This is a genomic window from Prescottella sp. D32 (assembly GCF_037287305.1).
GTDB lineage: Bacteria > Actinomycetota > Actinomycetes > Mycobacteriales > Mycobacteriaceae > Prescottella > Prescottella equi.
Genome location: NZ_JARBSW010000004.1, coordinates 169,056 through 195,967, shown reverse-complemented (window position 1 = coordinate 195,967; position 26,912 = coordinate 169,056). Strand labels below are relative to the sequence as shown.

Sequence of the window (26,912 nt, the reverse complement as noted above, 5' to 3'; positions counted from 1 at the left end):
TCGGGAAAAAAGGCGGTACACGTGGCACGACAGGCACGCGCCGTGGCAACACGGCAGCAGATCATCACCGGTGCGGCTCGAATGTTCGAGCAATCCGGATTCGAAGGAGCGAGCCTCGGCGACATCGTCGACGGTTCGGGAACAACCAAGGGCGCGCTCTATTTCCACTTCCGCTCGAAGGACGAGCTGGCTCGCGTCGTCATCGAGGAGCAGCACCGTACATCGATCGAATCGGTTCGCGCGGTGACCGAGACGGGTGCGAGCCCGCTGCGGCAACTCGTGATGCTGTGCCACGAAATGGCGCGCCAGATCATTCACGATCCGGTCGTGCGCGCCGGCATGCGGCTCACCCTCGAGTTCGGTGGTTCGAGTGAACCTGCCCAGCCCTACGTCGAGTGGATCGCGAATGCGCAGCAGATCGTCGAGCACGGAATCGAGCAGGGCGAGATCACGAGCACCGTCGATCCAGCTTCCCTCGCGCGGTTCGTGATCGGGTCGTTCACCGGCGTGCAACTCGTGTCGCAGGTCCTCACGCTGCGCGCCGACATCGAGCAACGCGTCGACGACATGTGGGAGTACCTACTTCCCGCGATCGCCACCACCGAGGACGCCGCGGAACTCTCGGCGATTCGTGCGGCACGGTGGACCCCGCCTGCCGAGGCAGAACCCCAGGCAGCGGACCCCGAGGCCTGAATCCATTCAGTCCCCCGTGCCCGCGCTCAGGGCACGGGGGTTTCCGGGGGTTTCCGGGGGTTTCCGGGGGTTTCCTGCACACCGCAGGGAACAGTGCGAGACTGCCGAGCATGGACCAGCACATCCACTTCGTGACGCTTGCGACGCCGGATCTCGATGCAGCGCGCGCGTTCTACTGCGGCGGGCTCGGGTGGGAAGCCCTACTCGACGTGCCCGGGGAGATCATCTTCTTCCAGACTGCACCCGGCACGGTGTTGGGCCTGTTCGATGCCGAGAAGTTCCGTGAGGACATCGGACGGCCCGGCACACACGTCGCGACGTCGGGAATTACCTTCTCCCACAACGTCGACAGCGCCGAGGCGGTCGACGCCCTGGTCGCCGCTGCGGTGCGGGCGGGCGCCGCGCTGGTCAAGCATCCGCAGCAGGCCGCGTTCGGCGGCTATCACGGACACTTCGCCGATCCGAACGGCGTGATCTGGGAGATCTGCCACAACCCGGGCTGGAGCGTCGACGCCGACGGGCGGGTGCGGTTGACGACGGACATCTGAGAGCCGAACAACGCGAGGGCCCTGCACCGTACGGTGCGGGGCCCTCGCGTCGTACCTGCTGCGAGACTGCGCTATTCGGCGCCGTCGAACGCGTCGAGGATCCGGTTCGCCGCCAGTGCCGCAGTGAGCGAGCCCTCCCGAACCTGGTCCTCGACCTCACTGCGGATCTTCCGGACGCGCTCGTTCGAGTCGAGGCGACGCAACAACTGGTCGTGCACCATCGACCACGTCCAGTCCACCTGCTGCTTCTGCCGCTTGCGTTCGAGTTCCCCCGCGTCACCGAGGACCTGCCGATGCCGGAGCACTTCGCCCCAGAACTTGTCGACACCGATGTTCTCGAGCGCGCTCATCGTGAGCACGGGCGGCTTCCACAGTGCGTCGTGCGGGTAGATCAACCGCAGAGCACCGCTCAGTTCACGGGCCGCGACGCGCGCCTCGGTCTCGTGCTTGCCGTCGGCCTTGTTGACGCTGACGATGTCGGCGAGTTCGAGGACACCTTTCTTGATGCCCTGCAACTGGTCACCGGTGCGGGCGAGGGTGAGGAAGGTGAACGTGTCGACCATGTTGGCGACCGTCACCTCCGACTGCCCGACGCCGACCGTCTCGACGAGGATCACGTCGTAGCCGGCGGCCTCGAGGAGCACCATCGTCTCGCGGGTCGCCTTCGCGACGCCGCCGAGCGTGCCCGACGTCGGGGACGGCCGAATGAAGGCGTTCGGTTCCACCGACAGGTTCTGCATCCGGGTCTTGTCGCCGAGGATCGAGCCACCGGTGCGGGTCGAGGACGGATCGACCGCGAGGACGGCAACTTTGTGGCCCAACGAGATCAGGTGCATCCCGAGGGCTTCGATGGTCGTCGACTTGCCGACGCCGGGCACACCCGTGATGCCTACACGGATCGCGCTTCCGGCGTGCGGGAGCAGGCGCAGCAGCAACTGCTGCGCCTGCTCCCGGTGATCGGCCCGGGTGGACTCGACGAGCGTGATCGCCTTGGACACATCACTTCGCCGGCCCTCGAGGACCGCGTCACCGAGCGCAGCCAGATCGAGCGGCGGACGGTTAGTCGGCGGCAATCGGATCGTGTCCCAACTGCTCCGACAGCTTCTGCAGCAGACCGATCGCCGCGTCCGCGAGGACCGTGCCGGGCGGGAAGATCGCCGCGGCACCGGCCTGGTACAGCTCCTCGAAGTCACCCGGCGGGATGACGCCGCCGACCACGACCATGATGTCGGGGCGGCCCGCCGCGGCGAGCGCCTCCCGCAGCGCCGGCACCAGCGTGAGGTGACCTGCGGCGAGGGAGGACACGCCGACGATGTGGACGTCGGCGTCGGCCGCCTGCTGGGCGACCTCCTCGGGGGTCTGGAACAGCGGTCCCACGTCGACGTCGAAGCCGAGGTCCGCGAAGCCGGTGGAGATCACCTTCTGGCCGCGGTCGTGACCGTCCTGGCCCATCTTCGCGACGAGGATGCGGGGACGGCGTCCCTCCTCCTCGGCGAACTTCTCGACCAGTGCGATTGCGTTCGAGATGTTGCTCACCTTGCCTGCCTCGTCCCGGTACACACCACTGATGGTCCGGATCTCGGCCTGATGGCGCCCGTACACCTTCTCGAGCGCGTCCGAGATCTCGCCGCCGGTCGCCTTCGCACGCGCAGCGTCGATGGCGAGGGCCAGCAGGTTGTTCTCCATGCCGCCCTCGTTCGAGGCCGCGGCGCGGGTCAGCTCGGCCAGCGCCGCCTGGGTGGCGGCCTCGTCGCGCTCGGCGCGCAACTGCTGCAGCTTCGCGATCTGCTCGGCGCGCACCTTGGTGTTGTCGACCTTGAGAACCTCGATGCTGTCCGGCTCGTCCGGCACGTACTTGTTGACGCCGATCAGCGGCTGCCGGCCGGAGTCGATACGGGCCTGGGTGCGAGCCGCGGCCTCCTCGATGCGGAGCTTCGGGATGCCCTCACCGATGGCCTGCGCCATGCCGCCGGCCTCCTCGACCTCGGCGATGTGCGCGCGGGCACGGTTCGCGAGCTCGTTGGTGAGCCACTCGACATAGTGCGAGCCGCCCCACGGGTCGATCGGCCGGACCGTGTTCGACTCCTGCTGGATCAGCAGCTGAGTGTTGCGGGCGATGCGGGCCGAGAAGTCGGTCGGCAGCGCGATCGCCTCGTCGAGCGCGTTGGTGTGCAGCGACTGCGTGTGGCCCTGCGTCGCGGCCATCGCCTCGACACACGTGCGGCCGACGTTGTTGAACACGTCCTGCGCGGTGAGCGACCAGCCAGAGGTCTGCGAGTGGGTACGCAGCGACAGCGACTTGGCGTTCTTCGGCGCGAACTTCTCGACGAGCTCCGCCCACAGCAGACGCCCGGCGCGGAGCTTGGCGACCTCCATGAAGAAGTTCATGCCGATCGCCCAGAAGAACGACAGCCGCGGCGCGAACTTGTCGATGTCCATGCCCGCGTCGAGACCGGCGCGGATGTACTCGATGCCGTCGGCGAGCGTGTACGCCAGCTCCAGGTCGGCGGTCGCACCGGCCTCCTGGATGTGGTAGCCCGAGATGGAGATCGAGTTGAACTTCGGCATCTTCGCCGACGTGTACGCGAAGATGTCGGAGATGATCCGCATCGACGGCTTCGGCGGGTAGATGTAGGTGTTGCGGACCATGAACTCCTTCAGAATGTCGTTCTGAATGGTTCCGGCCAGCTGCTCGGGAGCGACGCCCTGCTCCTCCGCGGCCACGACGTACAGCGCCAGGATCGGCAGCACGGCGCCGTTCATGGTCATCGACACCGACACCTGCGACAGGTCGATGCCGTCGAACAGCTGACGCATGTCGAGGATCGAGTCGATCGCGACACCGGCCATGCCGACGTCACCCTGCACGCGCGGATGATCGGAGTCGTATCCGCGGTGAGTCGCCAGGTCGAACGCGACCGACAGGCCCTTCTGACCGGACGCGAGGTTGCGGCGGTAGAACGCGTTGGACTCGGCCGCGGTGGAGAAGCCCGCGTACTGACGGATGGTCCACGGCTGGTTGACGTACATCGTCGGGTACGGCCCGCGCAGGAACGGGGCCGCGCCCGGATAGCTGTCGAGCGGGTAGCCGGCCGCCTCGGCGGCGTCCCGGTCGGCCTTGGTGTAGACGGGCTTGACGTCGATACCCTCGGGCGTCGACCACACGACCTGCTCGGCGGTGTAGCCGTTCGCGGCCGCGAGGTTCTCGACCAGCGCATCGGCCTGCTCCGCGGTGGGGGCAGGCGGCTGCGGGAAGTCCGGGTCCGTCAAGGCGACGTCGGCAAAGCTGCCGATGAGGTGCTTGACCTCGTTCGTTGTCACTTCGGTGCTCCCACTCACTCGTTGTCACCGGCGATCGCGCCGAGCAGTTCAGTCAGTGCCGCGACTGCGTCGATGCGGGCGGTGAGGAATCCGTCGGGACGCGCGGCGCCGTCCTCGACGTCGGCAAAGATCTTCTCGGGCCCCGCCAGCAGGACCTGCTCGATACCGGCTTCGCGGAGTGCCGTGACGGCCGCCGCGCCCTGCTCGCCGTAACGCTTGTCGGTGCCGCACAGCACCGCGATCTTCGTACCCGACTCCTTGACAGCCGTGGCGATGCCGCCGTCCGCCGGATCCAGCGGGCCCGGGTTGACGGCCTCGATGCCGCCGGAGGCCAGCAGGTTCGCGGCGAACGTGGTGCGCACGTTGTGTTCGGCGACCGAGCCCAGCGGCGCCAGAAGCACCTGCGGGCGAGCCCCGTTCGCGGCCAGATAGGCATCCGAACGGTCGCGCAGCGCCTCGAACGCCGACGCGTAACGGGCGACGGGAGTGCCGGAGACGGCGGCTCCGGCCTCGGCGGCCCCCGCGGGCAGCGGCGCCTCGCTCAGGTTCGGGAACTCGTTGATGCCGGTGACAGCGGTCCGGCGATGCGCGATGTCCGCGTCTCGGGCAGCCTTCGTGGCGGCGATCCGGTCGGCGACGACACCGGCGGCGAGCGCGGCGCGGTAGCCACCGGCGGCCTCGATCTGCTGGAAGAACTCCCACGCCTTCGCCGCGATCTCTTCGGTGAGCTGCTCGACGTACCACGAGCCGGCACCCGGATCGAGGACGCGGCCGAGGTGGGACTCCTCGAGCAGCAGCAGTTGGGTGTTGCGCGCGATGCGCTCGGAGAACGACTTGGACACTCCCGCAGCGCCCGCGGGCAGCGCGACGTCGAACGGCAGCACCGTCACCGAGTCGGCGCCGCCGACACCCGCACCGAACGCGGCGAGCGTGGTGCGGAGCATGTTCACCCACGGGTCACGCTGCGACATCATCGCGGCAGAGGTGACCGCGTGCTGCACTGCGCCACCGAACTCGGAGGCGCCGCACACCTGCGCGACGCGCGCCCACACCTGGCGGCCGGCCCGGAACTTCGCGAGGGTCTGGAACTGGTCGTCGGTCGCGGCGAGACGGAACTCGAGCTGGCCCAGGGCCTCCGAGATGGTCAGGCCCTGCGCGGTGAGCGCGCGCAGGTACTCGACACCGGCGGCGATCGCGGCGCCGAGTTCCTCGGCGTCACCGGCACCGGCGTTGTGGAAGGCGGTGCCGTCCACCATGAGGGCGCGGACCGTCTCGGTACGGGCCGCGGCGGCCGTGGCGAGCGCGACGGCGTCGTCCAGCTCCACACCGGAGGCGCCCGAGAAGGCGTCGGTCAGCGGCGAGGCAGCGAGGCCGATGCGGACCTGCGCCCGGTCGGAGACGCCGTCACCGGCAGCGGCGCGCGCGTCGAGCAGCGAGTAGAGCTGCTGCGCGGCGGCGGCGACGTCCGCGCCGGCGTCGAGGGTCAACGGGGCGAGGTCGAGCAGCACACCGGCCAGCGCGGCCTCGAGTTCGGCGACCGGCAGGTTCTTGCCACCGACCGACAGGGTGAGCGCGCTGACGCCGTTCTCCAGACCGTCGAGGACGGTGCGGTTGACCGCGGCTGCGTCCTGGGTGTCCTGCCCGAAGCGGGCGTTGACGAGCCAGCCGGAGTTGACGTCACGGCTCGCGTCGGCGCCACGGACGAACGGGAACTGACCGGGCAGCGGTGCCTCGGGAAGCTCGTCGCGACCGGAGTACAGCGGCGATACGGTCACGCCGTCGTACGTGGTGGTATCGAGAAGCTTCTGCGGCTCCGGGCCCAGCTCGGCGGCGTCGACTCGACGCGACTTGGCAAGCACGCCGGCGACGGCCTGCTGCCATTCCGAGTAGGCGCGCGCGGCGTCCTCGGCTTGTGAAGCTGGTGACACGGGGCGGCTCCCTCTCACTCTCGTGCATGATCGCTCGTGCGAGCGGTCTTCCAATCGGACAAACAATCGGGCAAACAAATCGGACGATTCTCGTCCCCTCGACCTGTGATGCTAACCGCACCGGTCCGGCTCCCGACGTCAGGCCACCCACGGTTCGCTAGCCTCTTTTCATGAGCGTTGCGAACGTGCTGGAAGAAGGTGTCTCGATCACCCCCCAGCGGCTTTTCCGAATGAGTCGCCCGCAGCGACTCGACGGGGTCAACCGCCTCACGATGGACATCGACGGGCACGCCGCGCACGGCGTCTCCCCCACCGCCACGCTGGGCATTCTGATCGACGACATCCTCGGCTTCACGCTCTGGGACCGGCGCGGGGACCGTGCCGGCGTCGTGACCGCCGATCTGTCCGTGGATTTCGTCACACCGACCGGTTGGGTCGGTCCCGAAGTGGTAGCCGACGGTCGCGCCGTCGCGATCACCGCCGACGGCGGTATCGCTTCGACCGAACTTCGGGACGGCGCCGGGACGCTGCTCGCCACCGCGACCGCGTGGGGCAACTTCGTCGACGGCAACGCCGATCGCAGCACGAGTGTCGTGCGTCCCTCGTCCGCACCCGGCTCGATTCCGGACGCCTCCGTGTCCTCACTGACGCGGATCGGTGCGCGGTTCGAGGACCACGACGCGGGCGCGCGCCTCGTCGTACCCGCGAACCCGGCCCTGGCCAACAAGCTCGGCGTCATGCACGGCGGCATCCAGGCCTGTGCCGTCGATCTGGTCGGCGCCGCCGCCCTGAGCAGGCCGGACGCACCCATGTACACCGCATCCATGCGCATCAACTTCTTCCGCCCCGCCCCCGTCGACGCCGATGTCACGTTCACCGCGGAGGTCGTGCGCGCCGGCCGGTCGGTCGCGGTCGCACGTGTCACGAGCACCGGCAGCGACGGCCGGGAGTGTGCCGTGGCCACCGTCACGTGCCGGCGCCCCAGCCGGTAGCCGCGTCGGCACCGGCCTCGCAGGTAGTCTGAACGATTGTGATTGCGCGACTGAGGGATCCCCGTGTGCTCGGCGCCCTCGTCGGATTGGCGGTGTTGTTCGTCGCCGCGGCGATGGTCCCGCACCCGTCGATCGAGCAGATTCGGTCGTGGGCGGAATCGGTGGGACCGATGTTCCCTCTGGTGTTCCTGTTTGTTCACGTCGTGGTGACGATCGCGCCCGTCCCGCGGACGCTGTTCACGGTCAGCGCCGGTGTGCTGTTCGGTGCGGCTACCGGCATCGCGGTGACGATGGCGGCCACGACGATCAGCGCGGTCCTCGCCCTGTTGATCGTGCGCGCGATCGGCCGAGACGCCGTCGCCGCGCATCTGACCCATCCCGCAGTCCGCTCGGTGGACGCCCGGCTCGAGCGGCGCGGCTGGCTGGCCGTCGGCTCCATGCGCCTGATCGCGATGATCCCGTTCTCGGTGGTGAACTACTGCTGCGGCGTCTCCTCCGTCCGGGTGCTGCCCTACACGCTCGCCACGGTGGCCGGGATTCTGCCCGGCACGGTGGGCGTGGTGCTTCTCGGCGACGCATTGACCGGGGAGACCGATCCGCGACTGCTGGTGGTGTCGGGCATCTGCATCGCAGTGGGGATGCTGGGCCTGTTCGTCGACGCCCGCACCCCGCTCTCCCCGACGCCCACAGTTGGTCAAGCTCGAGACCTGGATTCCTAAAAGTAAGGCCCAGGAGCTTGATCTTGCAGAATCAAGCTCATAACCTTGCATCATGTTCGTACTGACCGTCGACCAGCGAGGCAGCAGGCGAGACATCGACCGCGTCGGACCACTGCTCGACGACCTCGCCTCGACTCCCCTGCTCCGCCCGTTCGAGCGGACCGCCGGAGACGAGGTCCAGGCCGTGGCCGACGACGCCGACATCGTCGTCGATCTCGCACTCGACCTCGTGCGCCGCGAACACTGGAGTGTCGGCATCGGAGTGGGCGAGGTCGAGGAACCCCTCCCCGCTCAGACCCGCGCCGGCCGCGGACCCGCCTTCGAGGCCGCACGCGACGCCGTCGAACGCGCCAAGAGGAGTCCGTCCGGGGTAGCGGTCGAGGCTACGGACGCCCTGGCGGCAGCCGATGCCGATGCCGCCCTCACACTGCTCGCGCTGCTGGTCTCGCGCCGGACACCGCAGGGCCACGCCGCCGTCGATCTGGCGCGACGCGGCCTCAACCAGGCCGAGTCCGCCGCCGAACTCGGCATCAGCAAGCAAGCCGTCTCGCAGCGCCTCATCGCAGCCGGCTGGCACGCCGAGTCCGCCGGCAGGCAACTGGCGGCTCGACTCCTCGCGAGGGCCGACCGATGACTGCACTGAGCCTCGCACTCGTGGGGATCGCGGCGCTGGTCGGCGTCGTCGCCGGCCGGCTGGGTGCGACGTCCAGCCGGGCCGGGACGGTCGTTCGCATCGCCCCTGCCGTCGCAGTCCTGGCACTCGCGGGGTCCGCTCTCGCGGCGACGGCTGTGCCGCCGGTCCAGGGCTTCGCCCTCGGCGCCACCTACGTCCTGACCGTCGCGGCGGCCGCCACCGGCGGCGCCCCGATGGTGCTGGCCGCCTTCCGGTTCGCCCGCCGCCAGCCCGACGCAGGACCCGAACCCGACGACGGCCCGCTGCGCGGCGGCCGCGTCATCGGACTGCTCGAGCGCACCGCCGTGGCCGTCTCGGTCCTCGCGGGCTGGCCGGAGGGCATCGCGATCGTCCTCGCGGTGAAGGGCCTGGCCCGCTATCCCGAGCTGCGGGAGCCGCACGCGTCGGAGCAGTTCATCATCGGCACCTTCACAAGCGTGCTGTGGGCCATCGCCGTGGCGGGCGTCGGCCGGGCGCTGGTGACATAGCGTCATGGGTGAGAACAGCGCTTCGGGACCGATCGTGAGCACCGCGCCGCGTCGCATCCCGCAGGGAGCCGAACTCGAGCCGCTGCTCCTCTGCTACGGCTACCGCCTCACCCGGGCGGGAACCGTCAAGGGCACGGAACCGTCGCATGCACCCGAGGACATCGCCGCTGCCGAAGGATTCGGGTGGCCGGTCCGGAGCACAGAACGCTGGACGCCACAGGAGATCGTCGAACGCGCGACCGTCGCCGCCGACGCCCTCGACGTCGACGCTGTACTGGGCGCCTTCGTCGCCGGACTGGGTAGCGCTCCGCGTGGCCGACAGACGGCGATCTCGTTCGGGTGGGCTCGGCATCTCGGTACCGGTCGTCGGGGCGATCGCGGTGTCCCCGACTGCGGTCTGACCGAGGACTCGTACGCCGTCGACGTCACGGAGAGACTGTTGCGGCTCTCGCTCGGATGGGCGTGGAACGAACTGCCTCAGCACTATCTTCCCGATCTCGAAGCCGCTGTAGCGCAAGGTCTTCCGATCCCGACCGGCGACGACCGGCAACGACTGCGTGTCCTGTTGGACCTCGTCCGCACGCAGCCCGCGGGGACACTTCCGAGCGAACTCGAAAAGGCCGTCGCACGGTCCAAGATCGTTCCGGGTACCGACAAGTATCAGCGCTACGGAATCCTGATCGGACTGTCGGAGATCGGAGTCCTACCCTGCCCTGCCCTCGTACCGAGCTGGGATCGGTTCGTCCCCGACACCGAACGCAGGGCGGCGTATCGCAGCGTCAAGAGCGGGCCGCGATCGGACATCCCGGTTCCCCTGGCCTCCTGGCGCGGTGGCCTCGACGAAGCCCGAGCCGAGCAGCTGCTGAGCCTCTGACCTCCGCCTACCAGCGCCGCAAGTAGGTATCGTCGGGCGAATGGATCTCGTGGTCACGTCGGACACCGGGCCGGTCGGCGACGTGTACCGGCTGGCGAGCGAGTTGCAGGACGCCGGAGTCGACTTCGCCGTCGCCACGAAGTCGGTCCCCGGCGCTCTCGTCATCTGTCTGCGCTGCCTACCCGAGAGCTACGGCCGACGGTCGTTCACCCGCTACGAGACGGTCGAGCCCGCGATGCTCGTCGACATCCGTGTGTCCGAGGAAGCGATGGGCGGACGCCCCACGGCGCAGCAACGCGAGACTCTCGGAGAGCTGTTGCGCCACTGGATCGGAAGGGCGTCGCGATCGCGGACGGCACCGTGGTCGCCCTCCCAGCGGGCCGAGCTCAGGCACGCCGCCGAGCAGTCCCTCGTGTCCCTCGGATGGCTCGACGGTCCCCGCTCCCGCGCCGTCGAACTGTGCCGGGCGGGGCTGCCGCTGGACGACATCGCCGAGGACGGGACTGCCGCTGAGCGAGGTCGAAGACCTGTTCACCGACACGCTCTGACCACCGGTCCCACCCGCCTCAGCCGGGACCCGGGAGCTGCCTGTCGACCAGTTCCTTCGCGTCGAGCAACCCCAGTCCCGGATACATCTGCCGGAGTCGTCTGATCGCGTCGATCCGGCCCGACGAGGACGCGATCGCCGCAGACACGTCCGGTAGTGCGACCTCTGCCGGTGAGACCTTCGCCGGCACCCGAACGGTGTTGCGGTTGCGCCACGCCAGAATAGTCGACACGACGGAGACGGCCAGGGCGGAGCCGAAGATACCGAGCCACACCCAGTCCCATGCTGACGGTTCCGACGTCGCTCGATCGATCGCCGACGGTCCGACGAGGACCACGAGCCACGCCAGGAATAGTGTCCCGAGCCACCGCTGGACCGGTTCGCGGTCCAACCAGCGCAGCACCAACTACGCCTGCCCCGGCGGAAGTCCTTCCGGCTGCTCGCCACCGCCGAGCAAGTGCTCCTGCGACAGCGGGCTCTCGACGGGAGTCCGCGCGACGGCCTCGGCCGCGCGGACGGCCTGCGCAACTGCCGGGTCGGCCTTCGTCTCGAACCAGCTGGCGACCTCGTCGGAGTCGTCCTCGGGCCGAGGCAGGTTCTCGTCCTCGGTACGGCTGGGCTCGTAGCGGAAGACGCCGTCGTCGCCGGGCGCGCCGAGTGTCTTCGCGAACCCCTTGAGGGCGTCCCCGAAGTCGCTGGGCACGAGCCACACCTTGTTGGCGTCGCCCTGCGCCATCTGCGGAAGCGTCTGAAGGTACTGGTACGCAAGAAGTTCCGGGGTGGGCTTGCCGGACTTGATGGCGGCGAACACCTTCTCGATCGCCTTGGCCTGACCCTGCGCCTGCAGGTACTTGGCGGCACGCTCACCCTGCGCGCGCAGGATCCGCGACTGCCGCTCACCCTCGGCCCCGAGGATCGACGCCTGCTTGGCACCCTCGGCCGCCAGGATCTGGCTCTGCTTGGCACCCTCGGCGGTCTTGATCGCCGACTCGCGGTGGCCCTCGGCGGTGAGGATCATCGCCCGCTTCTCACGGTCGGCCTTCATCTGCTTCTCCATCGACTCCTGGATCGACGGCGGCGGGTCGATGCTCTTGAGCTCGACGCGGGCGACACGCAGCCCCCAGCGTCCGGTGGCCTCGTCGAGCACGCCGCGCAGCTGCCCGTTGATCGAGTCGCGGGACGTCAGCGTCTCCTCGAGCGTCATACCGCCGACGACGTTGCGGAGCGTGGTGATGGTCAACTGCTCGACCGCGGCGATGTAGTTGCTGATCTCGTAGACGGCGGCCTGCGGGTTGGTGACCTGGAAGTAGACGACCGTGTCGATCGACAGCGTCAGGTTGTCCTGCGTGATGACCGGCTGCGGCGCGAACGACACCACCCGCTCGCGCAGATCCACCTTCGCCCGGATCCGGTCCACGAACGGCACCAGGAAGGTCAGCTGACCCGACACCGTGCGCGCGTAGCGGCCCAGCCGCTCGATCACGGCCGCCTCGGCCTGCGGCACCAACGCCACCGACTTCGCGACGAGAATGACGACGAGTACGACCAGTACCGCCAGAACTATCAGTGCAGCCATCTTCTCTACGGTCCCCTCCATACGACGGCGGTCGCGCCGTCGATCTCCATCACCGTGACTGTGGTCCCCGGCGGATACACCTCGCTGACGTCGAGTGGACGGGCCGTCCACACGTCACCGTCGAGCTTGACCCGGCCGGCATGTTCGCCGACTTCCTCGAGCACCAGCGCATGCTTACCCGGCAGGGCCTCGGTGTTCATCAGCTTCAGTGGCGGCTTCTCGAACCGGCGGAGCAGCGCCGGGCGCACACCCAGCACCAGGACCAGCGAAACCACACCGAACACCACCGCGTCGACCCAGACCGGAAAGTCGGTCGCCGCGGAGAATCCGGCGGTCGCCAGTGCGCCGCCCGCGAGCATCAGCAGGAAGAACTCCCCTACCAGCGCTTCCGCCGCTGCCAGGAGAACGCCCGCTACCAGCCAAATCAAAGCTGCCACAAGACCATCTAACCAGAAGTACCGGTCACCGCGATGTTCGCGAAACGCCCTGTGGAGAAACGGCAGCCGTGGCGAAACCACAGTTCAGTCGGCGGTCACGAAATCCACCAGTCGCTCCACCGCGCCGATCAGCGGCGCCTCGAGGTCGCGGAAACTCTCGACGGCGCCGTAGACGCGGCGCCAGCCGTCCTGCGGAGTCCCCCAGCCGAGCGCGGTGCACACGCCGGTCTTCCAGTCCTGGCCGCGCGGGATCTTCGGCCAGGCGGCGATGCCGACCGACTTGGGCCGCACGGCCTCCCACACGTCGATGTAGGGGTGGCCGGTGACCATCACGTGCGGCCCCAGGCCCTGCGTCAGGCGTTCCTCCTTGGATCCGGTCACCAGGTGGTCGACGAGCACGCCGACCTTGCGTCCCGGGCCGGGCCGGAACTCCGCGAGCCGATCACCGAGGTTGTCGAGCCCTTCGAGGTGCTCGACCACCACACCCTCGACCCGCAGATCGTGGCCCCACACCCGCTCGACCAGGGCGGCGTCGTGCACGCCCTCCACCCAGATCCGGCTCGGCAGGGCGGTACGCGCTCTCAGACCCTCGACCTTGGTCGAACCCGAGGCCGACCGCTGCGCCGCCGGTTTCTGCTGCCGCGGCACGGGGCGGACGAGGGTGACGGGGCGACCGTCGATGAGAAACGCGGCCTCGCGCATCGCGAACAGGCGGGTGCGGCGCGCGCCGTCCTCGAGCCGCACGAAATCGCCGTCGTAGGTGCGTTCGATACCGACCACCGCACCGCAGAATCCGGTGGCGGCGTCCTCCACCACGAGGTCGCGTTCGGCGGCCACCTCGGGCGTCTTGGGCTTCCGGGTCCGGGAGTGGCCGGCGAAGATGTCGCCGTACATGTTGCTCGCGTTCACGGCACCTCACGCTATGTCAGCCGGGGGCACGCGCGGACACCGCCACGCCGTCCTATGCTCGGTAACCGTGAGTTCTCCCAGCGCGACGCTGACCGTGTGGGCCGCTTCCTGGCTCGCCGGGGACAGCGCACCCGACGACGTGATCGACGCTCTGCAGCAGTGGGCGCCGATGCACCTCGTGGGCGCGGCGGACGCCGAGACCGCGCTGGCGACCGATCTCGGGTGGCCGGGGGTACAGGACGGCGGGGCACCGATCCTGCTGCGCCTCGTCCGCCGGAGTATCGCCAATCCTGGCGGACTTCGCCTGGTGCTACCTGCCCCCGGCGACGTGCGTGGGCTGCCCGCCGGCTCCCCGTTCGCCCGGGCCGCACTCGATGCCGGTGAGGGCGTGATCGTCGGCGAACCCGGACAGCCCGGCATCGGACTGGTGCCCGTCGTGGAGGGCCCGGACGTCCTGCGCTGGACGGTCCACTCGATCGCTGCGGTGCCGCCGGTCGCCGAGCACACAGGTCTCGGTGAGGCCGAGTACGCGATGCGGGAGGCGATCCGCGATGCCGCGGACGCGCTGCTGCAGCTGTCGTCGGTGCAGACGGGCCGGGCCGACGGCGATCCTCGCCGCCGGATCGCCGAGGCGCTCGACGACCGCGCACACCACCGCTACCCCGACTCGATGCCCACGCGGGCGCTGCGCATCCTGGATTCGTCGGATCAGGTGGCGGCGATCCTGTCCGTTGCCGAACACGATTCACCCACCGAGGCGCCGTCCGCGACGAGCGCGGCCGCCCGCGAGGAACTGTTGCGCCCGTTGTGGTCCGCGGTCCGGACGGCCCGCGTGGCCGCGGTGTCCGCCTCGGCGAGGGACGCCCACCGGGCCTGACGGCCGATCTCCCGACGCGTCACCGGTGGTTCATCACGATGTGCCGGTCGATTCGCACGTGCTCGTCGAGCGTCGGGTAGAGCAGTCCGGTGTCGCGGCCGTAGTCATGTTGCCGCAGCCAGGCGTACACGTCGCCCCACAGCCAGATGCCGCCCGAGACCGTGTTGAACGGCGTCGGGAACGGCGTCCCGCGTTGCCGGACGCCGCGCACCCACTGCCCCACCGCCTGCCGGGTCACTCCGGCGCGATCCGCGACGTCCTGGCGGGTGACGAGGTCCGGATGAGTGCGCGCAGGAGTCACCCCGTGCGCGACGAGCTGATCGACCAGGCTCATTCCCGCTGTGGCGCAGCGCATTCCCTCGGCGGTCACCGTCAGCAACTGCAGCCCGCCCTGATCACGCACGGTCACGTCGAACTCGTCCGCGATGGCCGCTTCCCGCGACACCGTCAGCAGCGGAACGATGAATGTGAACTCGAAGCGGTGATAGAGGCTGTCCTGCACCCGATCAACATAGTCGGCCGGGCGGTTTCCATCCGGAAACAGGCCGAGGGACAACGACGGCAGCACAGCCTAGGCCGTGTAGATCCCCAGATCCGCTTCGACGCCGAGGCGGTCCCAGAACGCGGTCCTGTCGAATCCGGTGGCGCGGGCGCGATCGGCCATCACTCGCCCGGCTGCATCATGGGCATGCCGGTCCCGCCACTTCACGACGGTCACCACGTTGAAGTGACTCTCGCCCTCCTGCAGTCGGACGACGTCGTTGGCGACGAGGCCGTCCAGGCGCCCCAGCACCTCATGGGTCTGCCCCACCGTCGCCAGGAACTCGGGCAGGGACGCCTCGGGGACGTGGAATTTGTCGATACGCAGAATCTCGGTCATTCCGCGACCCTAGAACCTCAACGTAGATCGAGGTCAAGAGTCCCTCGCTAGTTTCCAACCGGACGGCGCGCCGGCGCGCAACAGTTCACCGCGCACGGCGACCCGTCGAAGGTCGCACCGAGCAGCGGTTCCCGGCCCAGGCGCGCGGGGGCCGCGCCGGCACGACGTTCCTCCACGAGTTCCCGGATCATCCGCGGGAAGCGGCGATCCGTGCCCGGTGTCGCGGCGCGCACGAATTCGATCCCCAGTTCCGCCGCCTTGTCGCGGGCCTCCGTGTCGAGGTCCCACACCACCTCGAGGTGATCCGAGACGAATCCGACCGGGCACACGATCACCGCGGGCGCGCCCGACGCCGCAACCGTGTCGAGGTGATCGCAGATGTCGGGGTCGAGCCACGGCACCTGCGGCGGACCGGAGCGCGACTGCCACACCAGGTCGAAGTCGTCGATGCCCGCCGCCTCTGCGCACAGACGGGACGCATCGGCGACCTGCCGGCTGTAGAGGTTGCCGCCCTCGGCCGGCGGACCGGCGTTCTCGTCGGCAGCGAGGGGTACCGAGTGCGCGGTGAACACCAGCCGCGCCCGGTCCCGCGCATCCTCCGAAAGCTGTTCGCGCGCAGCACGGATCGCATCGGCGAAGGCGGCAACCATGAGCGGGTGATCGTAGTACTGCCGCAGCTTCTCCAGGCTCGGTGCGTCGGGGCCCGCTGCGTCCCGGGCCCGCGCGATGTCCTCGTCGTACTGACGACACCCGGAGTAGCCGCCCCACGCCGATGTGGGAAACACGAGCGCGTTCCGGACGCCGTCGTCACGCATACGCGCGACGGTGTCCTCGACCATCGGATGCCAGTTACGGTTGCCGAAGTACACCGGCAGATCGATTCCGCCCTCACGCAATTCGGCTTCCAGGCGCGCGATGATGTCGCGGTTGAGAGCGTTGATCGGGGACACGCCACCGAAATGCATGTAGTGCTCGGCAACCGCGGCGAGACGCTCGGGCGGAACGCCTCGACCGCGGGTGACGTTCTCGAGGAACGGCATCACGTCGTCCGGCTTCTCCGGCCCCCCGAAGGAGAGCACGAGAAGTGCGTCGAAATCCGAATTCCGCTGTCCGCTCATGCGTCCATTCTCGCCCAGTGTCGACATCGGTGCCCGGGACGGGTCAGCCGACCACCGCGTGGAAGCCGCCGTCGACGTAGATGATCGATGCTGTGGTGCCGGGCAGCCAGTCCGAGAGGACCGTGCAGACGCTCTTCGCGACCGGCGTCGGGTCGTCGACGTCCCAGCCGATCGGCGCCGCACTGTCCCACGCGGTGTTCAGCTTGTTCAACTCCGCGCCGGGGCCGGTCGCGTCGCCCGCGATGGCCTTCGCGGCGAGCGTCTTGACCGGGCCGGCCGCAACGAGATTCGAGCGGATCCCGCGAGCGCCGACCTCCTTGGCGACGTACCGGTTCACGGCCTCGAGGGTGGCCTTCGACACGCCCATCCAGTTGTAGAACGGCATCGCGCGGGACGGGTCGAAGTCCATGCCGACGATCGACGCGTTGTCGTTGAGGACCGGCAGCAGCGCCTTGGCGAGTGACGCGTACGAGTACGCCGAGATCTCCATCGCGTTCGAGATGTCCGACCAGGGGGCGTCGAGGAACGGCGCGCCGAGACCCGAGCGCGGCGAGTACGCGATGGAGTGGACGACACCGTCGAGGCCCTCGGGGGCCAGTTCGCGGACCCGCTCGGCCAGGGTCGCGAGGTGCTCGTCGTTCTGCACGTCGAGTTCGACTGCCGGCGGCACCGGTTCCGGCAGCCGCTGCGCGATCCGGTCGATCAGCCGCAGGCGGTCGAAGCCCGTGATGATCACCTTCGCGCCCTGCTCCTGCGCCACTCGCGCGACGTGGAACGCGATGGAGGCGTCGGTGATGATGCCGGTGACGAGAATGGTCTTGCCCGCGAGCAGTCCGCCCATGTTGTTGCTACTCCTGTGATGAAAGTCTGTGGGTGCGTGAGATTTCCGGGAAAAGCGGGTGCGGTCAGTGCCCCATGCCCATGCCGCCGTCGACCGGGATCACGGCACCGGAGACGTACGCGGAATCGTCGGACGCCAGGAAGCTCACCACGGCGGCGACGTCCTCGGGCTGCCCGAGCCGCTGCAGCGGGATGAACTTCTTGGCCGTGTCCCGCAGGTTGTCCGACAGTTCGGCGGTCATGTCGGTCTCGATGAAGCCCGGCGCGACGACGTTCGCGGTGATCGATCGCGACCCCAACTCACGCGTGAGCGACCGCGCCATGCCGATCACACCGGCCTTGGAGGCGGCGTAGTTGATCTGACCGGCCTGGCCCGCCATGCCGACCACCGATCCCAGGAAGATCATCCGACCCCAGCGGGCGCGGAGCATGGCGCGGTTGGCGCGCTTGGCACACCTGAAGGCACCGGTGAGGTTGGCATCGAGGACGCGGGTGAACTGGTCCTCGTCCATGCGCATGAGGAGCGTGTCGTCGGTGACGCCGGCGTTGGCGACCAGCACCTCCACCGGCCCCTGGTGCTCCTCGACCTCCTTGAACGCACGATCGATCGAATCCGCGTCGGTGACATCGCACTTGACTCCGAACAGCCCCTCCGGCGCGCCCGAGCCACGGTGCGTGACGGCCACCTTGTGACCGTCGTCGAGGAGGCGCCGCGCGACGGCCAGGCCGATGCCGCGGTTGCCTCCCGTCACGAGCACGGAACGGGACGGGCTGCTGGTGTTCGACATGCGATCAACCTATCTGTTCGGTTGCGGGTTACGTGTCCAGGTGGACGAAATCGACGCACGGGACGGGCGCCCCAGCGGTCATGGCAGGCGTTGCCGGAGGATCAGCGCGGTGGCCAGCCCCGAGGCGCTGAACAGCACACCGAGCACCAGCCAGGGGCGGCTCGCGTCGCCGCGTGCGTTCTCGAATCCGATCTGCTCCTCGAGCGTGTCGTAGACGTCACGTAGTTCCTCGAGACTCGACGCGGTGAAGAAGTTGCCGCCGGACAGGTTCGCGATCTCCCGCAGCGACGGGTCGTCGACCGGGACGGGAATCCGGTCGCCCTCGATCTCGACGGTGCCGTAACCGGTACCGAAGGAGATCGTCGAGATCGGCACGCCCTTGTCCTTGGCCTGGCGGGCCGCGGTGAAACCGCCGCGCGGGTCGTCGGGGCTCTCCGGGACCGTCTGCTTGCCGTCCGACAGCAACACGATCCGGGCAGGCGGCGCCTGCTCGCTGCCGCCGAGTACCGCCGCGAGGGTGTCGATCGACTGCAGCGACGTGAAGATCGCCTCACCGGTCGCGGTGCGTTCGCTGAGCGTCAGGTTGTCGATCGCAGCCTTCGTCTCATCGCGGTTCGGGGTGGGCGACACCAGCACCGACGCGGTGCCCGCGAACGCGACCAGACCGAGGTTGATGCCCGGAGTGAGCCCGTCCGCGAACGACTTAGCGGCCTCCTGCGCTGCGGCCAGACGACTCGGCTCGACGTCGGTCGCCTTCATCGACAGCGACACGTCGATCACCAGCACCACGGTCGCGCGGTTGCGCGGCACCCGCTTGTCGGCGGTGGGTCCGGCCAGCGCCACCGTGAGGAACACCAACCCGACCAGCAGCAGCGCGGTCGGCAGGTGGCGGGTGATGTTCGGCCGGTTCGGTGCGACCTTCTCGAGCAGCTCCATGTTGGCGAAGCGCAGCACGTGCTTCTGCCGGCGCCGCTGGATCACCACGTACCCGGCGGCGAGCGCGACGACGACCGCCAGGAACAGCAGCCACCACGGAGATGCGAACTGGGACAGACTCATCGGCCGGTCACCCCGCGAGTGGGCGCGCCGTAGCTGTGCCGCCGGGACGAGACGAACCGCACGACGTCGGCGATCCAGTCCCGATCGGTGCTCAGACTCAGCCGCGGTGCGCCACAACGCCGCAACGTCGATTCGACGGCGTGACGGTGCGCGGCCGCGGCCTGCGCGAAGTCGGCACGCAGGCGCGGCGTGGTCGCGAACTCGCGGGTGCGACCGGACTCGGGGTCGAAGAGTACGACGTCCCCGGCGTCGGGCAGCTCGAGGTCCCGCGGGTCGAGCACCTCGATGCCCAGCAGTTCGTGTCGCCCGGACAGCGCCCGCAGCGACCGCTCCCAGTCGATCGGGCCGAGGAAGTCACTGATCACCACTGCGAGCCCGCGTCGACGTTCCGGGCGGCGCAGCGACTCGAGCGCGCCCCGCAGATCGCCGCGCACGCCCTCGGCGGCATGCGGGGTGGTTGCGATCCGGCGCAGCATCGCCTGCGCGTGGACGCGTCCGCCGCGGGCCGGGATGCGCAGCATGCGGTCGCCAGTCGCCACGACCGCCCCGATCCGGTTGCCGCTGCCACCCGCCAGATAGGTCACCGCCGACGCGGCCGCCACCGCGAGGTCGCGCTTCTCGCACAGCGCGGTGCCGAAGTCCAGGCTCGACGACAGGTCGACCACCAGCCACGTCTCCAGCTCGCGGTCGGCGACGGTCTGCCGGACGTGCGGGTGCGTGGTGCGCGCCGTGACCGACCAGTCCATCTGCCGGACGTCGTCGCCGGGCTGGTACTCGCGGGCATCGCCGGGCTCGGAACCCGGGCCCGGGATGAGCCCGAGGTGATCGCCGTGCAGCACGCCGTCGAGGCGTCGACGCACCGTCAGTTCGAGCGTGCGCAGCGCCGCGGTGAGTTCCGGATCACGCAACGATCCGGACCGGAACGACGGAACCGCACCCGGTTTCCGGGTCACTGCGGCTGCGTGCCCGACGGGGACAGCGGCCCGGCGTCGTACGCCGGGGGCGCGGGCGGCGCCGCCTGCGGCACCGGTTGTGCACCGACCTGCGGCAGCCCGACGGTCTGCAGGACACGAGTGATCACGTCCTGCGGGGTGACCTCGTCGGCGAGGGCGTCGTACGACAGCACCAGCCGGTGGCGAAGGACGTCCGGGATGATCTCGAGTACGTCCTGCGGTACCACGTAGTCGCGGCCGCGGAGCAGCGCGAGCGCACGCGACGCCGAGATGATGCCGAGGGTCGCGCGCGGCGACGCGCCGTACGCGATCCAGCCCGCGACGTCGTCGAGACCGAACTCGCGCGGCGTGCGGGTCGCGGCGATGACGCGGACGACGTAGTCGACGAGCGCATGGTGCACGAAGACGTTGCTCGCGACCTTCTGCAGCCGGACCAGTTCCTGCGGGTCGAGCACCTGGCTGGGTTCGGGTGCCGCGACACCCATGCGGTAGACGATCTCGCGCTCTTCCTCGACGGACGGGTAGTCGACGAGCACCTTGAACAGGAAGCGGTCGCGCTGCGCCTCGGGCAGCGGGTAGACGCCCTCGTTCTCGATGGGGTTCTGCGTCGCCATCACCAGGAACGGTTCCGGCATCGCGTAGGTCTTGCCGCCGATCGAGACGTGCCGCTCGGCCATGACCTCGAGCAGTGCGGACTGCACCTTCGCGGGAGCGCGGTTGATCTCGTCGGCCAGCAGGAAGTTGGCGACCACCGGGCCGAGCTCGGTGTCGAACTGCTCGCGCCCCTGCCGGTAGATGCGGGTGCCGATCAGGTCGGTCGGCACGAGGTCCGGGGTGAACTGGACGCGGGAGAACGATCCGCCGACCACCTTCGCGAACGTCTCCACCGCAAGGGTCTTCGCGACGCCCGGAACACCCTCGAGCAGCACGTGACCCTTGGCGAGAACGCCGACGAGCATCCGTTCCACCAGACGGTCCTGGCCGACGATGACCCGCTTGACCTCGTAGATCGCGCGCTCGAGCGTGTGCACGTCCCGCGCCAGGTCCGACGTTCCCGAGCCCGCGTCCGGATGGACCGCCCCCTGCGAACCCGACCCAGCCACCGCGCCGTCACGTGAGGTCACCAACAGTCCCCGCTTCCACCTAGATCGGTTCCATCGCCTTGCCAGTCTTGCCCGCTCAACTATTCCAGGTGTCACCCCACCGCCGCACGAAGCCGGCGCGAGCTACGACACCATACGGACAGCGTACGGAGTCATTCCGTCCCAGCGCACCGGCGAGACCCGGACCGTCGTACCGGACTGCGGGGCCTCGAGCATCTGCCCGTCACCCAGGTAGAGCGCGACGTGCTGGCTTGCGCCGGGGCCCCAGAAGATCATGTCTCCGCGTCGCATCTGCGACGACGGGACCTGCGTACCGGCGGTGTACTGGTAACCCGTGTAGTGCGGGAGCGAGATCCCGATCCCGGCGAACGCGTAGATCATCAGGCCCGAGCAGTCGAACCCCACCTTGTTGAAGTCGCCGTAGCTGTCCGCGACGCCGCCGTCGCGGATGCCCAGCGTCGGACCGTTCGCGTTGCCACCACCCCACGCGTACGGCAGGCCGAGCTGCGACATGCCGCGGTCGATCACCGTCTCGATCGCGCCGGCTCCGGTCACCGACGGCGCCATCGGCTTGGGCGCGGACTGCGCGGGCGCCGACCATTCGCCGTCGTCGTCGATCTGGGTGTGCGGCCGCTCGCTGTCCGCCACTTGCGATGCGCGCTCCCGCGACGCCTGGTCGGCGGCCGCCCGGCGCGCGGCCTCGGCGGCCGCCGCAGCCGCAGCCGCCGCTGCGGCCTCCTCGGCACGACGCTGGTTGTCCCACTCCAGATAGGCGTCGCGCTGCCCCTGCAGACCGCTCACGTTGGCGCGCGCCGCGTCGAGTTGCGCCTGGGCGCCGTCTCGCTGGGACTCGATCTGCGCCTTGCGTGCGGCCTGTTCCTGAAGGGCGTTGCGAGCCGCGGCGATCGCCTGTTCGGCTTCGGCCTTCTTGTTCTCGGCAGCGCCCGCGGCGGCATCGGCGCGCTGCTTCGCCTCGCGCGCCGCCGAGTCCCGGTTGGCCTGCTCGGTTCGCGCCCGCTCGAGGTTCTCCAGGATCGCCTTCTGGCTCGCCGACAGCATCCGCATCATCTGGGCCCGGTCGAGGATGTCCTCGGGTCCGTCCGCGCCGAAGAACGACGACAGCGACGCGACGTTACGCCCCTTGGTGTAACTCGACACCGCGTAGTCGGTGAACCGTTTACGGGCCTGCTCGATCTGGGTGCCGGCGTCGCGCAACGCTTGCTGACTCTGTTCCACCTGCGCACCGGCGGCTGCGGCCTCGTCCCGCGCGGTCTGCAGGTCGACGAGGGCCTTGTTGACGTCCTCGCGTTTGATCGCAACCTCGTCGTCGAGCTGCGCGAGCTGCTGGTTCGCGGTCGCGACCTGATTGATGAGGTCGCCGACCTGCGAGACACCCTCGGAGACTCGGGCGTTTCCGCTCTCGATCTCGGCATCGGACGGGTTCGGTGGCGGTGGCGGCACCGCGGCAGCCGTGCCGGGCAGGCCTGCGACGAGGGCGCACACCACGCTCGCGCCCAGCAGAGCCCGCGCACCGGCCGAGCGCGCGCGTACCAATGCCGGACGCCGCACGCCTGCGCGTGAGCCCCTTCGCCCCACAACACCCTCCCAACTGCTGTGACCGAACCCGGCTGTCTGCCCGGCCCGTGCGGGGAGGAGCGTCACCGCGGAGACGAACCGCGCCGACGCGCAGATCACGCGACGTTTCTCGCCGTCACATGAATCGTCACGTCACTCATGCGACACTTCTTCCCCAAAAAGTGCCACTGGCACCGTACGACACTTTGCACGCTCTGGTGCACTCTTGTCACAAATGACGCCGACGTAATTCGACCTGCGCAAATGCGGAGGGGCTGCCGGAATCAGCTTCCGGTCGGGTGCTCGCCGTTCCCCGGTGTCGACTCCGCGGCGACGGGCCGCGCTCCCCGCCCGCGGCGGGCCTTCGCGACGAAGGAGACCCCTGCGACCGCCGCGACCAGCAGCACCAGCAAGGCGGTCACGAGTCCCCAACGCGGCGCCGGCTCGGTGATGCCGTCGACGAAATTGTTCGCCGAATCGACGGGATTACCGGTGAAGGTTCGATCCTGCGCGTTCTCGAGGACCACCCGGCTGATCGTGTCGCTGTACGTGCCGTTGGCAGACGGGCTGAGCACGAGCACTGTGCCGCCCTCGACCTTCCCCACCTCGGTCGCGAGATCCCGGAGAGGTTCGGGTCCGTGCGGATCCGAGTCGACGACCACGATGCGGAGCGTCACACCGTCCTCCTGCGCCCGGGCGACGACGGCCTGGAGTCCCTCCACATCCGCGTCGGGCGCCGACACGTTGTCGTCGGACAGATCCGCGAACACCGCGTCGAGCGAGACGTCGTCGGGGATCTTGGCGATGTTCGGGAGCAGGACGGGCGCGATTGAGGCAGTCATCTCTCATCCGGGGTCGGGTGCGACGGGCAGACTGATCTGCACAGTACGTGACGTACCGGACCACCGGCTGCGCCGTCCGTTGCACCCGCGTGGCGACTACGTGAGGATTGGGGCGACGCGAGTCGCCGTGGCAGTCCGACGTTCGGACGTCCGATCCGGGCCCGACCCCGCAGTCTCACAGGACAAGCGTACTGTTAGACTCGATCCGAGACGCCCGCGTAACCGTCGGGTTCGGTCCGCCGATCGGACCTGGCCTTGTTCGCGTGCCTCGCTTCAGCCGTCGACACAGCCCCGTCGGCGGCGAACCTCAAAGACGAGTGGAGCTGACGTGACCACCAGTATTGATACGTTCGGCGCCAAGGGAACCCTCGAGGTCGGAGACAACTCGTACGAGATCTTCCGCCTCTCGGCCGTGCCCGGCACCGAGAAGCTGCCCTACGCACTGAAGGTTCTCGCCGAGAACCTCCTGCGCACGGAGGACGGCGCCAACATCACCGCCGATCACATTCGCGCCATCGCGAACTGGGATCCCTCGGCCGAGCCGAGTGTCGAGATCCAGTTCACGCCCGCGCGCGTGATCATGCAGGACTTCACCGGCGTGCCGTGTGTCGTCGACCTCGCCACCATGCGTGAGGCCGTCACCACCCTCGGCGGCGACCCGAACAAGGTCAACCCGCTCTCCCCCGCCGACATGGTCATCGACCACTCGGTCATCCTCGACGTGTTCGGCCGCGCCGACGCCCTCGAGCGCAACGTCGACCTCGAGTACCAGCGCAACGGCGAGCGTTACCAGTTCCTGCGCTGGGGCCAGGGCGCGTTCGACGACTTCAAGGTCGTCCCCCCGGGCATGGGCATCGTCCACCAGGTCAACATCGAGTACCTGGCTCCCACCGTCATGACCCGCAACGGCCAGGCGTACCCCGACACCTGCGTCGGCACCGACTCGCACACCACCATGGTCAACGGCCTGGGCGTGCTGGGCTGGGGCGTCGGCGGCATCGAGGCCGAGGCCGCGATGCTCGGCCAGCCGGTCTCCATGCTGATCCCGCGCGTCGTCGGCTTCAAGCTGACCGGTGAGATCCAGCCGGGCGTCACCGCGACCGACGTCGTGCTCACCGTCACCGACATGCTCCGCAAGCACGGTGTCGTCGGCAAGTTCGTCGAGTTCTACGGCGCCGGTGTCGCCGAGGTCCCGCTGGCCAACCGCGCGACCCTGGGCAACATGAGCCCCGAGTTCGGCTCCACCGCAGCGATCTTCCCGATCGACGGCGAGACCATCAACTACCTGCGCCTGACCGGCCGCAGCGACGAGCAGCTCGCGCTCGTCGAGGCGTACGCCAAGGAGCAGGGCATGTGGCACGACGCGGACAAGGAGCCCGCCTACTCCGAGTACCTCGAGCTGGACCTCGGCACCGTCGTGCCGTCGATCGCCGGCCCGAAGCGCCCGCAGGACCGCATCCTGCTGTCGGACTCGAAGGCCGCGTTCCGCCGCGACATCGTCACCTACGTCACCAACGGTGACGAGGCTGCGCACACGGCGCTCGACGAGGCCGTCGAGGAGTCCTTCCCGGCGTCCGACCCGGCGTCGCTCTCCACCGCCTCCGACGAGGTCGTGGCCGTTCCGTCGGCAGCCAACGGCTCCACCGGCCGTCCGTCGAAGCCGGTCACGGTGAAGACCGACCGCGGCGAGTTCGTGCTCGACCACGGCGCGGTCGCGGTCGCGGGCATCACGTCCTGCACCAACACGTCGAACCCGTCGGTCATGCTCGGTGCCGCGCTGCTCGCCCGCAACGCGGTCGAGAAGGGCCTCGAGACCAAGCCGTGGGTCAAGACCAACATGGCGCCCGGCTCGCAGGTCGTCTCCGACTACTACGAGAAGGCCGGCCTGTGGCCGTACCTCGAGAAGCTCGGCTTCTACCTGGGCGGCTACGGCTGCACCACCTGCATCGGCAACACCGGTCCGCTGCCGGAGGAGATCTCCAAGGCGATCAACGAGCACGACCTGTCGGTCACCGCGGTGCTCTCCGGTAACCGCAACTTCGAGGGTCGCATCTCCCCCGACGTCAAGATGAACTACCTGGCGTCGCCGCCGCTCGTCATCGCGTACGCGCTGGCCGGCACCATGGACTTCGACTTCGAGACCGATCCGCTGGGCCAGGACAAGGACGGCAACGACGTCTTCCTGAAGGACATCTGGCCTTCGGCCCAGGAGATCGACGACACCATCAAGTCGGCGATCAGCCAGGACATGTTCCGCAAGTCCTACGCCGACGTCTTCAAGGGCGACGAGCGCTGGCAGAACCTGGCCACCCCGGCCGGTGACACCTTCGCGTGGGACGAGAACTCGACCTACGTCCGCAAGGCGCCGTACTTCGACGGCATGACGATGGATCCGGCTCCGGTCACCGACATCTCCGGCGCCCGCGTGCTCGCGCTGCTCGGCGACTCGGTCACCACCGACCACATCTCGCCGGCCGGCCCGATCAAGCCCGGCACCCCGGCCGCGCAGTACCTGGACGCCAACGGTGTCGAGCGCAAGGACTACAACTCCCTGGGCTCGCGTCGCGGTAACCACGAGGTGATGATCCGCGGCACGTTCGCGAACATCCGCCTGCAGAACCAGCTGCTCGACGGCGTCTCGGGTGGCTACACCCGCGACTTCACCCAGGAGGGTGCGCCGCAGGCGTTCATCTACGACGCGTCGCAGAACTACCAGAAGGCCGGCATCCCGCTGGTCGTGCTGGGCGGCAAGGAGTACGGCTCCGGTTCGTCGCGTGACTGGGCCGCCAAGGGCACCAGCCTGCTCGGCGTCAAGGCCGTCATCACCGAGTCGTTCGAGCGCATCCACCGCTCCAACCTGATCGGTATGGGCGTCGTGCCGCTGCAGTTCCCGGCCGGCGAGTCCGCCGCGTCGCTGGGCCTGGACGGCACCGAGGTGTTCGACATCGCCGGCATCACCAAGCTGAACGAGGGCGTCACCCCGAAGACGGTCAAGGTCACCGCGACCAAGGCCGACGGCAGCAAGGTCGAGTTCGACGCGGTCGTCCGCATCGACACCCCCGGCGAGGCGGACTACTACCGCAACGGCGGCATCCTGCAGTACGTGCTGCGCAACATGATCCGGGGATAGTCACCTGATCGTGTGATCCGGGTCCTTCCGGATCATCCAGTG

General features: G+C 69.1%; 27 protein-coding genes. 10 read left to right on the top strand and 17 right to left on the bottom strand.

Annotated elements, in window-relative coordinates; translation table 11 throughout:
• Positions 1-21: 21 nt before the first annotated feature.
• Together PSS76_RS18165 and PSS76_RS18160 are read left to right on the top strand one after the other, a co-directional pair.
• Positions 22-693 carry a ScbR family autoregulator-binding transcription factor gene (locus PSS76_RS18165; RefSeq protein WP_005513299.1) on the top strand — a complete coding sequence of 224 codons (672 nt, stop codon included), beginning with the start codon at positions 22-24 and terminating at the stop codon, positions 691-693.
• Positions 694-803: 110 nt separating this feature from the next.
• Positions 804-1,241, top strand: coding sequence for a VOC family protein (locus PSS76_RS18160; RefSeq protein WP_022595871.1), 438 nt, complete (start codon positions 804-806; stop codon positions 1,239-1,241).
• A gap of 71 nt (positions 1,242-1,312) precedes the next feature.
• On the opposite strand, the gene meaB is transcribed toward PSS76_RS18160, so the two are convergent.
• The 3 genes from meaB to mutA are packed head-to-tail and all read right to left on the bottom strand — an operon-like array spanning position 1,313 to position 6,490.
• Positions 1,313-2,314 (bottom strand): methylmalonyl Co-A mutase-associated GTPase MeaB, encoded by a 1,002-nt coding sequence (gene meaB, locus PSS76_RS18155; RefSeq protein WP_022595870.1) that lies wholly within the window; start codon positions 2,312-2,314, stop codon positions 1,313-1,315.
• Positions 2,301-4,562 carry a methylmalonyl-CoA mutase gene (gene scpA / locus PSS76_RS18150; protein ID WP_022595867.1) on the bottom strand — a complete coding sequence of 754 codons (2,262 nt, stop codon included), beginning with the start codon at positions 4,560-4,562 and terminating at the stop codon, positions 2,301-2,303. Before scpA ends, meaB begins: the two co-directional genes overlap by 14 nt.
• Before the next feature lie 14 nt (positions 4,563-4,576).
• The gene (mutA, locus tag PSS76_RS18145; RefSeq protein WP_064077368.1) at positions 4,577-6,490 is read right to left on the bottom strand and encodes a methylmalonyl-CoA mutase small subunit; all 1,914 of its coding nucleotides are present in this window, start codon (positions 6,488-6,490) and stop codon (positions 4,577-4,579) included.
• Between the two features lie 170 nt (positions 6,491-6,660).
• Between mutA and PSS76_RS18140 the strand changes: the two genes are divergently transcribed.
• The 6 genes from PSS76_RS18140 to PSS76_RS23955 are packed head-to-tail and all read left to right on the top strand — an operon-like array spanning position 6,661 to position 10,888.
• On the top strand, positions 6,661-7,482 hold the full coding sequence (locus PSS76_RS18140) for a PaaI family thioesterase (protein ID WP_013415978.1): 822 nt from the start codon (positions 6,661-6,663) through the stop codon (positions 7,480-7,482).
• Between the two features lie 38 nt (positions 7,483-7,520).
• Positions 7,521-8,201: a TVP38/TMEM64 family protein gene (locus tag PSS76_RS18135; protein WP_231849592.1), complete on the top strand. Its 681-nt coding sequence runs from the start codon at positions 7,521-7,523 to the stop codon at positions 8,199-8,201.
• A 52-nt stretch (positions 8,202-8,253) separates the two neighbouring features.
• The gene (locus tag PSS76_RS18130; protein ID WP_013415976.1) at positions 8,254-8,835 is read left to right on the top strand and encodes a hypothetical protein; all 582 of its coding nucleotides are present in this window, start codon (positions 8,254-8,256) and stop codon (positions 8,833-8,835) included.
• The gene (locus PSS76_RS18125; protein ID WP_005513311.1) at positions 8,832-9,362 is read left to right on the top strand and encodes a hypothetical protein; all 531 of its coding nucleotides are present in this window, start codon (positions 8,832-8,834) and stop codon (positions 9,360-9,362) included. Before PSS76_RS18130 ends, PSS76_RS18125 begins: the two co-directional genes overlap by 4 nt.
• A 4-nt stretch (positions 9,363-9,366) precedes the next feature.
• On the top strand, positions 9,367-10,236 hold the full coding sequence (locus PSS76_RS18120; RefSeq protein ID WP_013415975.1) for a hypothetical protein: 870 nt from the start codon (positions 9,367-9,369) through the stop codon (positions 10,234-10,236).
• Between the two features lie 40 nt (positions 10,237-10,276).
• The gene (locus PSS76_RS23955) at positions 10,277-10,888 is read left to right on the top strand and encodes an Imm44 family immunity protein (protein WP_511731162.1); all 612 of its coding nucleotides are present in this window, start codon (positions 10,277-10,279) and stop codon (positions 10,886-10,888) included.
• Here PSS76_RS23955 and PSS76_RS18115 read toward each other — a convergent pair.
• The 4 genes from PSS76_RS18115 to PSS76_RS18100 all read right to left on the bottom strand — a co-directional run bounded on the left by PSS76_RS18115 (position 10,803) and on the right by PSS76_RS18100 (position 13,690).
• A complete protein-coding gene (locus tag PSS76_RS18115) occupies positions 10,803-11,186 on the bottom strand; it encodes a hypothetical protein (RefSeq protein WP_139792058.1) in 384 nt (127 codons plus the stop codon). The two genes, PSS76_RS23955 and PSS76_RS18115, sit on opposite strands and share 86 nt — an antisense overlap.
• Positions 11,187-11,189: 3 nt before the next feature.
• Positions 11,190-12,359: an SPFH domain-containing protein gene (locus PSS76_RS18110; RefSeq protein ID WP_013415973.1), complete on the bottom strand. Its 1,170-nt coding sequence runs from the start codon at positions 12,357-12,359 to the stop codon at positions 11,190-11,192.
• Between the two features lie 5 nt (positions 12,360-12,364).
• Entirely contained in the window at positions 12,365-12,796 is a 432-nt protein-coding gene (locus PSS76_RS18105; protein WP_013415972.1) for an NfeD family protein, read from the bottom strand.
• Positions 12,797-12,880: 84 nt separating this feature from the next.
• Positions 12,881-13,690, bottom strand: coding sequence for a DUF3097 domain-containing protein (locus PSS76_RS18100; protein ID WP_269455520.1), 810 nt, complete (start codon positions 13,688-13,690; stop codon positions 12,881-12,883).
• Between the two features lie 82 nt (positions 13,691-13,772).
• Between PSS76_RS18100 and PSS76_RS18095 the strand changes: the two genes are divergently transcribed.
• Positions 13,773-14,582, top strand: a complete 810-nt coding sequence (locus PSS76_RS18095; RefSeq protein ID WP_337456491.1) for an Rv1486c family protein — start codon at positions 13,773-13,775, stop codon at positions 14,580-14,582.
• A gap of 19 nt (positions 14,583-14,601) precedes the next feature.
• Here PSS76_RS18095 and PSS76_RS18090 read toward each other — a convergent pair whose 3' ends face one another.
• From PSS76_RS18090 to PSS76_RS18045, 10 genes are all read right to left on the bottom strand, one after another.
• Complete coding sequence (locus PSS76_RS18090; protein WP_084848167.1) at positions 14,602-15,084, bottom strand: helix-turn-helix domain-containing protein; 483 nt, start codon at positions 15,082-15,084, stop codon at positions 14,602-14,604.
• Positions 15,085-15,153: 69 nt separating this feature from the next.
• Complete coding sequence (locus PSS76_RS18085; RefSeq protein ID WP_005513323.1) at positions 15,154-15,462, bottom strand: antibiotic biosynthesis monooxygenase family protein; 309 nt, start codon at positions 15,460-15,462, stop codon at positions 15,154-15,156.
• 47 nt (positions 15,463-15,509) lie between these two features.
• Entirely contained in the window at positions 15,510-16,580 is a 1,071-nt protein-coding gene (locus tag PSS76_RS18080; RefSeq protein ID WP_337456490.1) for a ferrochelatase, read from the bottom strand.
• Between the two features lie 43 nt (positions 16,581-16,623).
• Complete coding sequence (inhA, locus tag PSS76_RS18075) at positions 16,624-17,421, bottom strand: NADH-dependent enoyl-ACP reductase InhA (RefSeq protein ID WP_064058793.1); 798 nt, start codon at positions 17,419-17,421, stop codon at positions 16,624-16,626.
• A gap of 64 nt (positions 17,422-17,485) precedes the next feature.
• Positions 17,486-18,208, bottom strand: a complete 723-nt coding sequence (gene fabG1 / locus PSS76_RS18070; protein WP_337456489.1) for a 3-oxoacyl-ACP reductase FabG1 — start codon at positions 18,206-18,208, stop codon at positions 17,486-17,488.
• 78 nt (positions 18,209-18,286) lie between these two features.
• Positions 18,287-19,267: a VWA domain-containing protein gene (locus PSS76_RS18065; RefSeq protein ID WP_013415967.1), complete on the bottom strand. Its 981-nt coding sequence runs from the start codon at positions 19,265-19,267 to the stop codon at positions 18,287-18,289.
• On the bottom strand, positions 19,264-20,220 hold the full coding sequence (locus tag PSS76_RS18060; protein ID WP_005513328.1) for a DUF58 domain-containing protein: 957 nt from the start codon (positions 20,218-20,220) through the stop codon (positions 19,264-19,266). The genes PSS76_RS18065 and PSS76_RS18060 overlap by 4 nt, the downstream gene beginning before the upstream one ends.
• Positions 20,217-21,344: an AAA family ATPase gene (locus PSS76_RS18055; RefSeq protein ID WP_013415966.1), complete on the bottom strand. Its 1,128-nt coding sequence runs from the start codon at positions 21,342-21,344 to the stop codon at positions 20,217-20,219. Before PSS76_RS18055 ends, PSS76_RS18060 begins: the two co-directional genes overlap by 4 nt.
• A 102-nt stretch (positions 21,345-21,446) precedes the next feature.
• Positions 21,447-22,892 (bottom strand): NlpC/P60 family protein, encoded by a 1,446-nt coding sequence (locus PSS76_RS18050; protein ID WP_337456488.1) that lies wholly within the window; start codon positions 22,890-22,892, stop codon positions 21,447-21,449.
• 290 nt (positions 22,893-23,182) lie between these two features.
• Positions 23,183-23,740, bottom strand: a complete 558-nt coding sequence (locus tag PSS76_RS18045) for an Rv1476 family membrane protein (RefSeq protein ID WP_084846052.1) — start codon at positions 23,738-23,740, stop codon at positions 23,183-23,185.
• A gap of 328 nt (positions 23,741-24,068) precedes the next feature.
• Here PSS76_RS18045 and acnA point away from each other — a divergent pair, with 328 nt between their 5' ends.
• The gene (gene acnA, locus PSS76_RS18040) at positions 24,069-26,870 is read left to right on the top strand and encodes an aconitate hydratase AcnA (protein ID WP_005513337.1); all 2,802 of its coding nucleotides are present in this window, start codon (positions 24,069-24,071) and stop codon (positions 26,868-26,870) included.
• Positions 26,871-26,912: the final 42 nt, after the last annotated feature.

What these genes read in the sequence shown, in the direction of transcription:
- PSS76_RS18080 (WP_337456490.1), bottom strand. Translation starts at nt 16,580, where the DNA reads ATGAGCGGACAGCGGAATTCGGATTTCGACGCACTTCTCGTGCTCTCC.
- PSS76_RS18085 (WP_005513323.1), bottom strand. Translation starts at nt 15,462, where the DNA reads ATGACCGAGATTCTGCGTATCGACAAATTCCACGTCCCCGAGGCGTCC.
- PSS76_RS18160 (WP_022595871.1), top strand. Translation starts at nt 804, where the DNA reads ATGGACCAGCACATCCACTTCGTGACGCTTGCGACGCCGGATCTCGAT.
- PSS76_RS18130 (WP_013415976.1), top strand. Translation starts at nt 8,254, where the DNA reads ATGTTCGTACTGACCGTCGACCAGCGAGGCAGCAGGCGAGACATCGAC.
- PSS76_RS18120 (WP_013415975.1), top strand. Translation starts at nt 9,367, where the DNA reads ATGGGTGAGAACAGCGCTTCGGGACCGATCGTGAGCACCGCGCCGCGT.
- PSS76_RS18100 (WP_269455520.1), bottom strand. Translation starts at nt 13,690, where the DNA reads ATGTACGGCGACATCTTCGCCGGCCACTCCCGGACCCGGAAGCCCAAG.
- PSS76_RS18065 (WP_013415967.1), bottom strand. Translation starts at nt 19,267, where the DNA reads ATGAGTCTGTCCCAGTTCGCATCTCCGTGGTGGCTGCTGTTCCTGGCG.
- PSS76_RS18045 (WP_084846052.1), bottom strand. Translation starts at nt 23,740, where the DNA reads ATGACTGCCTCAATCGCGCCCGTCCTGCTCCCGAACATCGCCAAGATC.
- PSS76_RS23955 (WP_511731162.1), top strand. Translation starts at nt 10,277, where the DNA reads ATGGATCTCGTGGTCACGTCGGACACCGGGCCGGTCGGCGACGTGTAC.
- inhA (WP_064058793.1), bottom strand. Translation starts at nt 17,421, where the DNA reads ATGGGCGGACTGCTCGCGGGCAAGACCATTCTCGTCACCGGCATCATC.
- PSS76_RS18140 (WP_013415978.1), top strand. Translation starts at nt 6,661, where the DNA reads ATGAGCGTTGCGAACGTGCTGGAAGAAGGTGTCTCGATCACCCCCCAG.
- fabG1 (WP_337456489.1), bottom strand. Translation starts at nt 18,208, where the DNA reads ATGTCGAACACCAGCAGCCCGTCCCGTTCCGTGCTCGTGACGGGAGGC.
- PSS76_RS18110 (WP_013415973.1), bottom strand. Translation starts at nt 12,359, where the DNA reads ATGGCTGCACTGATAGTTCTGGCGGTACTGGTCGTACTCGTCGTCATT.
- PSS76_RS18125 (WP_005513311.1), top strand. Translation starts at nt 8,832, where the DNA reads ATGACTGCACTGAGCCTCGCACTCGTGGGGATCGCGGCGCTGGTCGGC.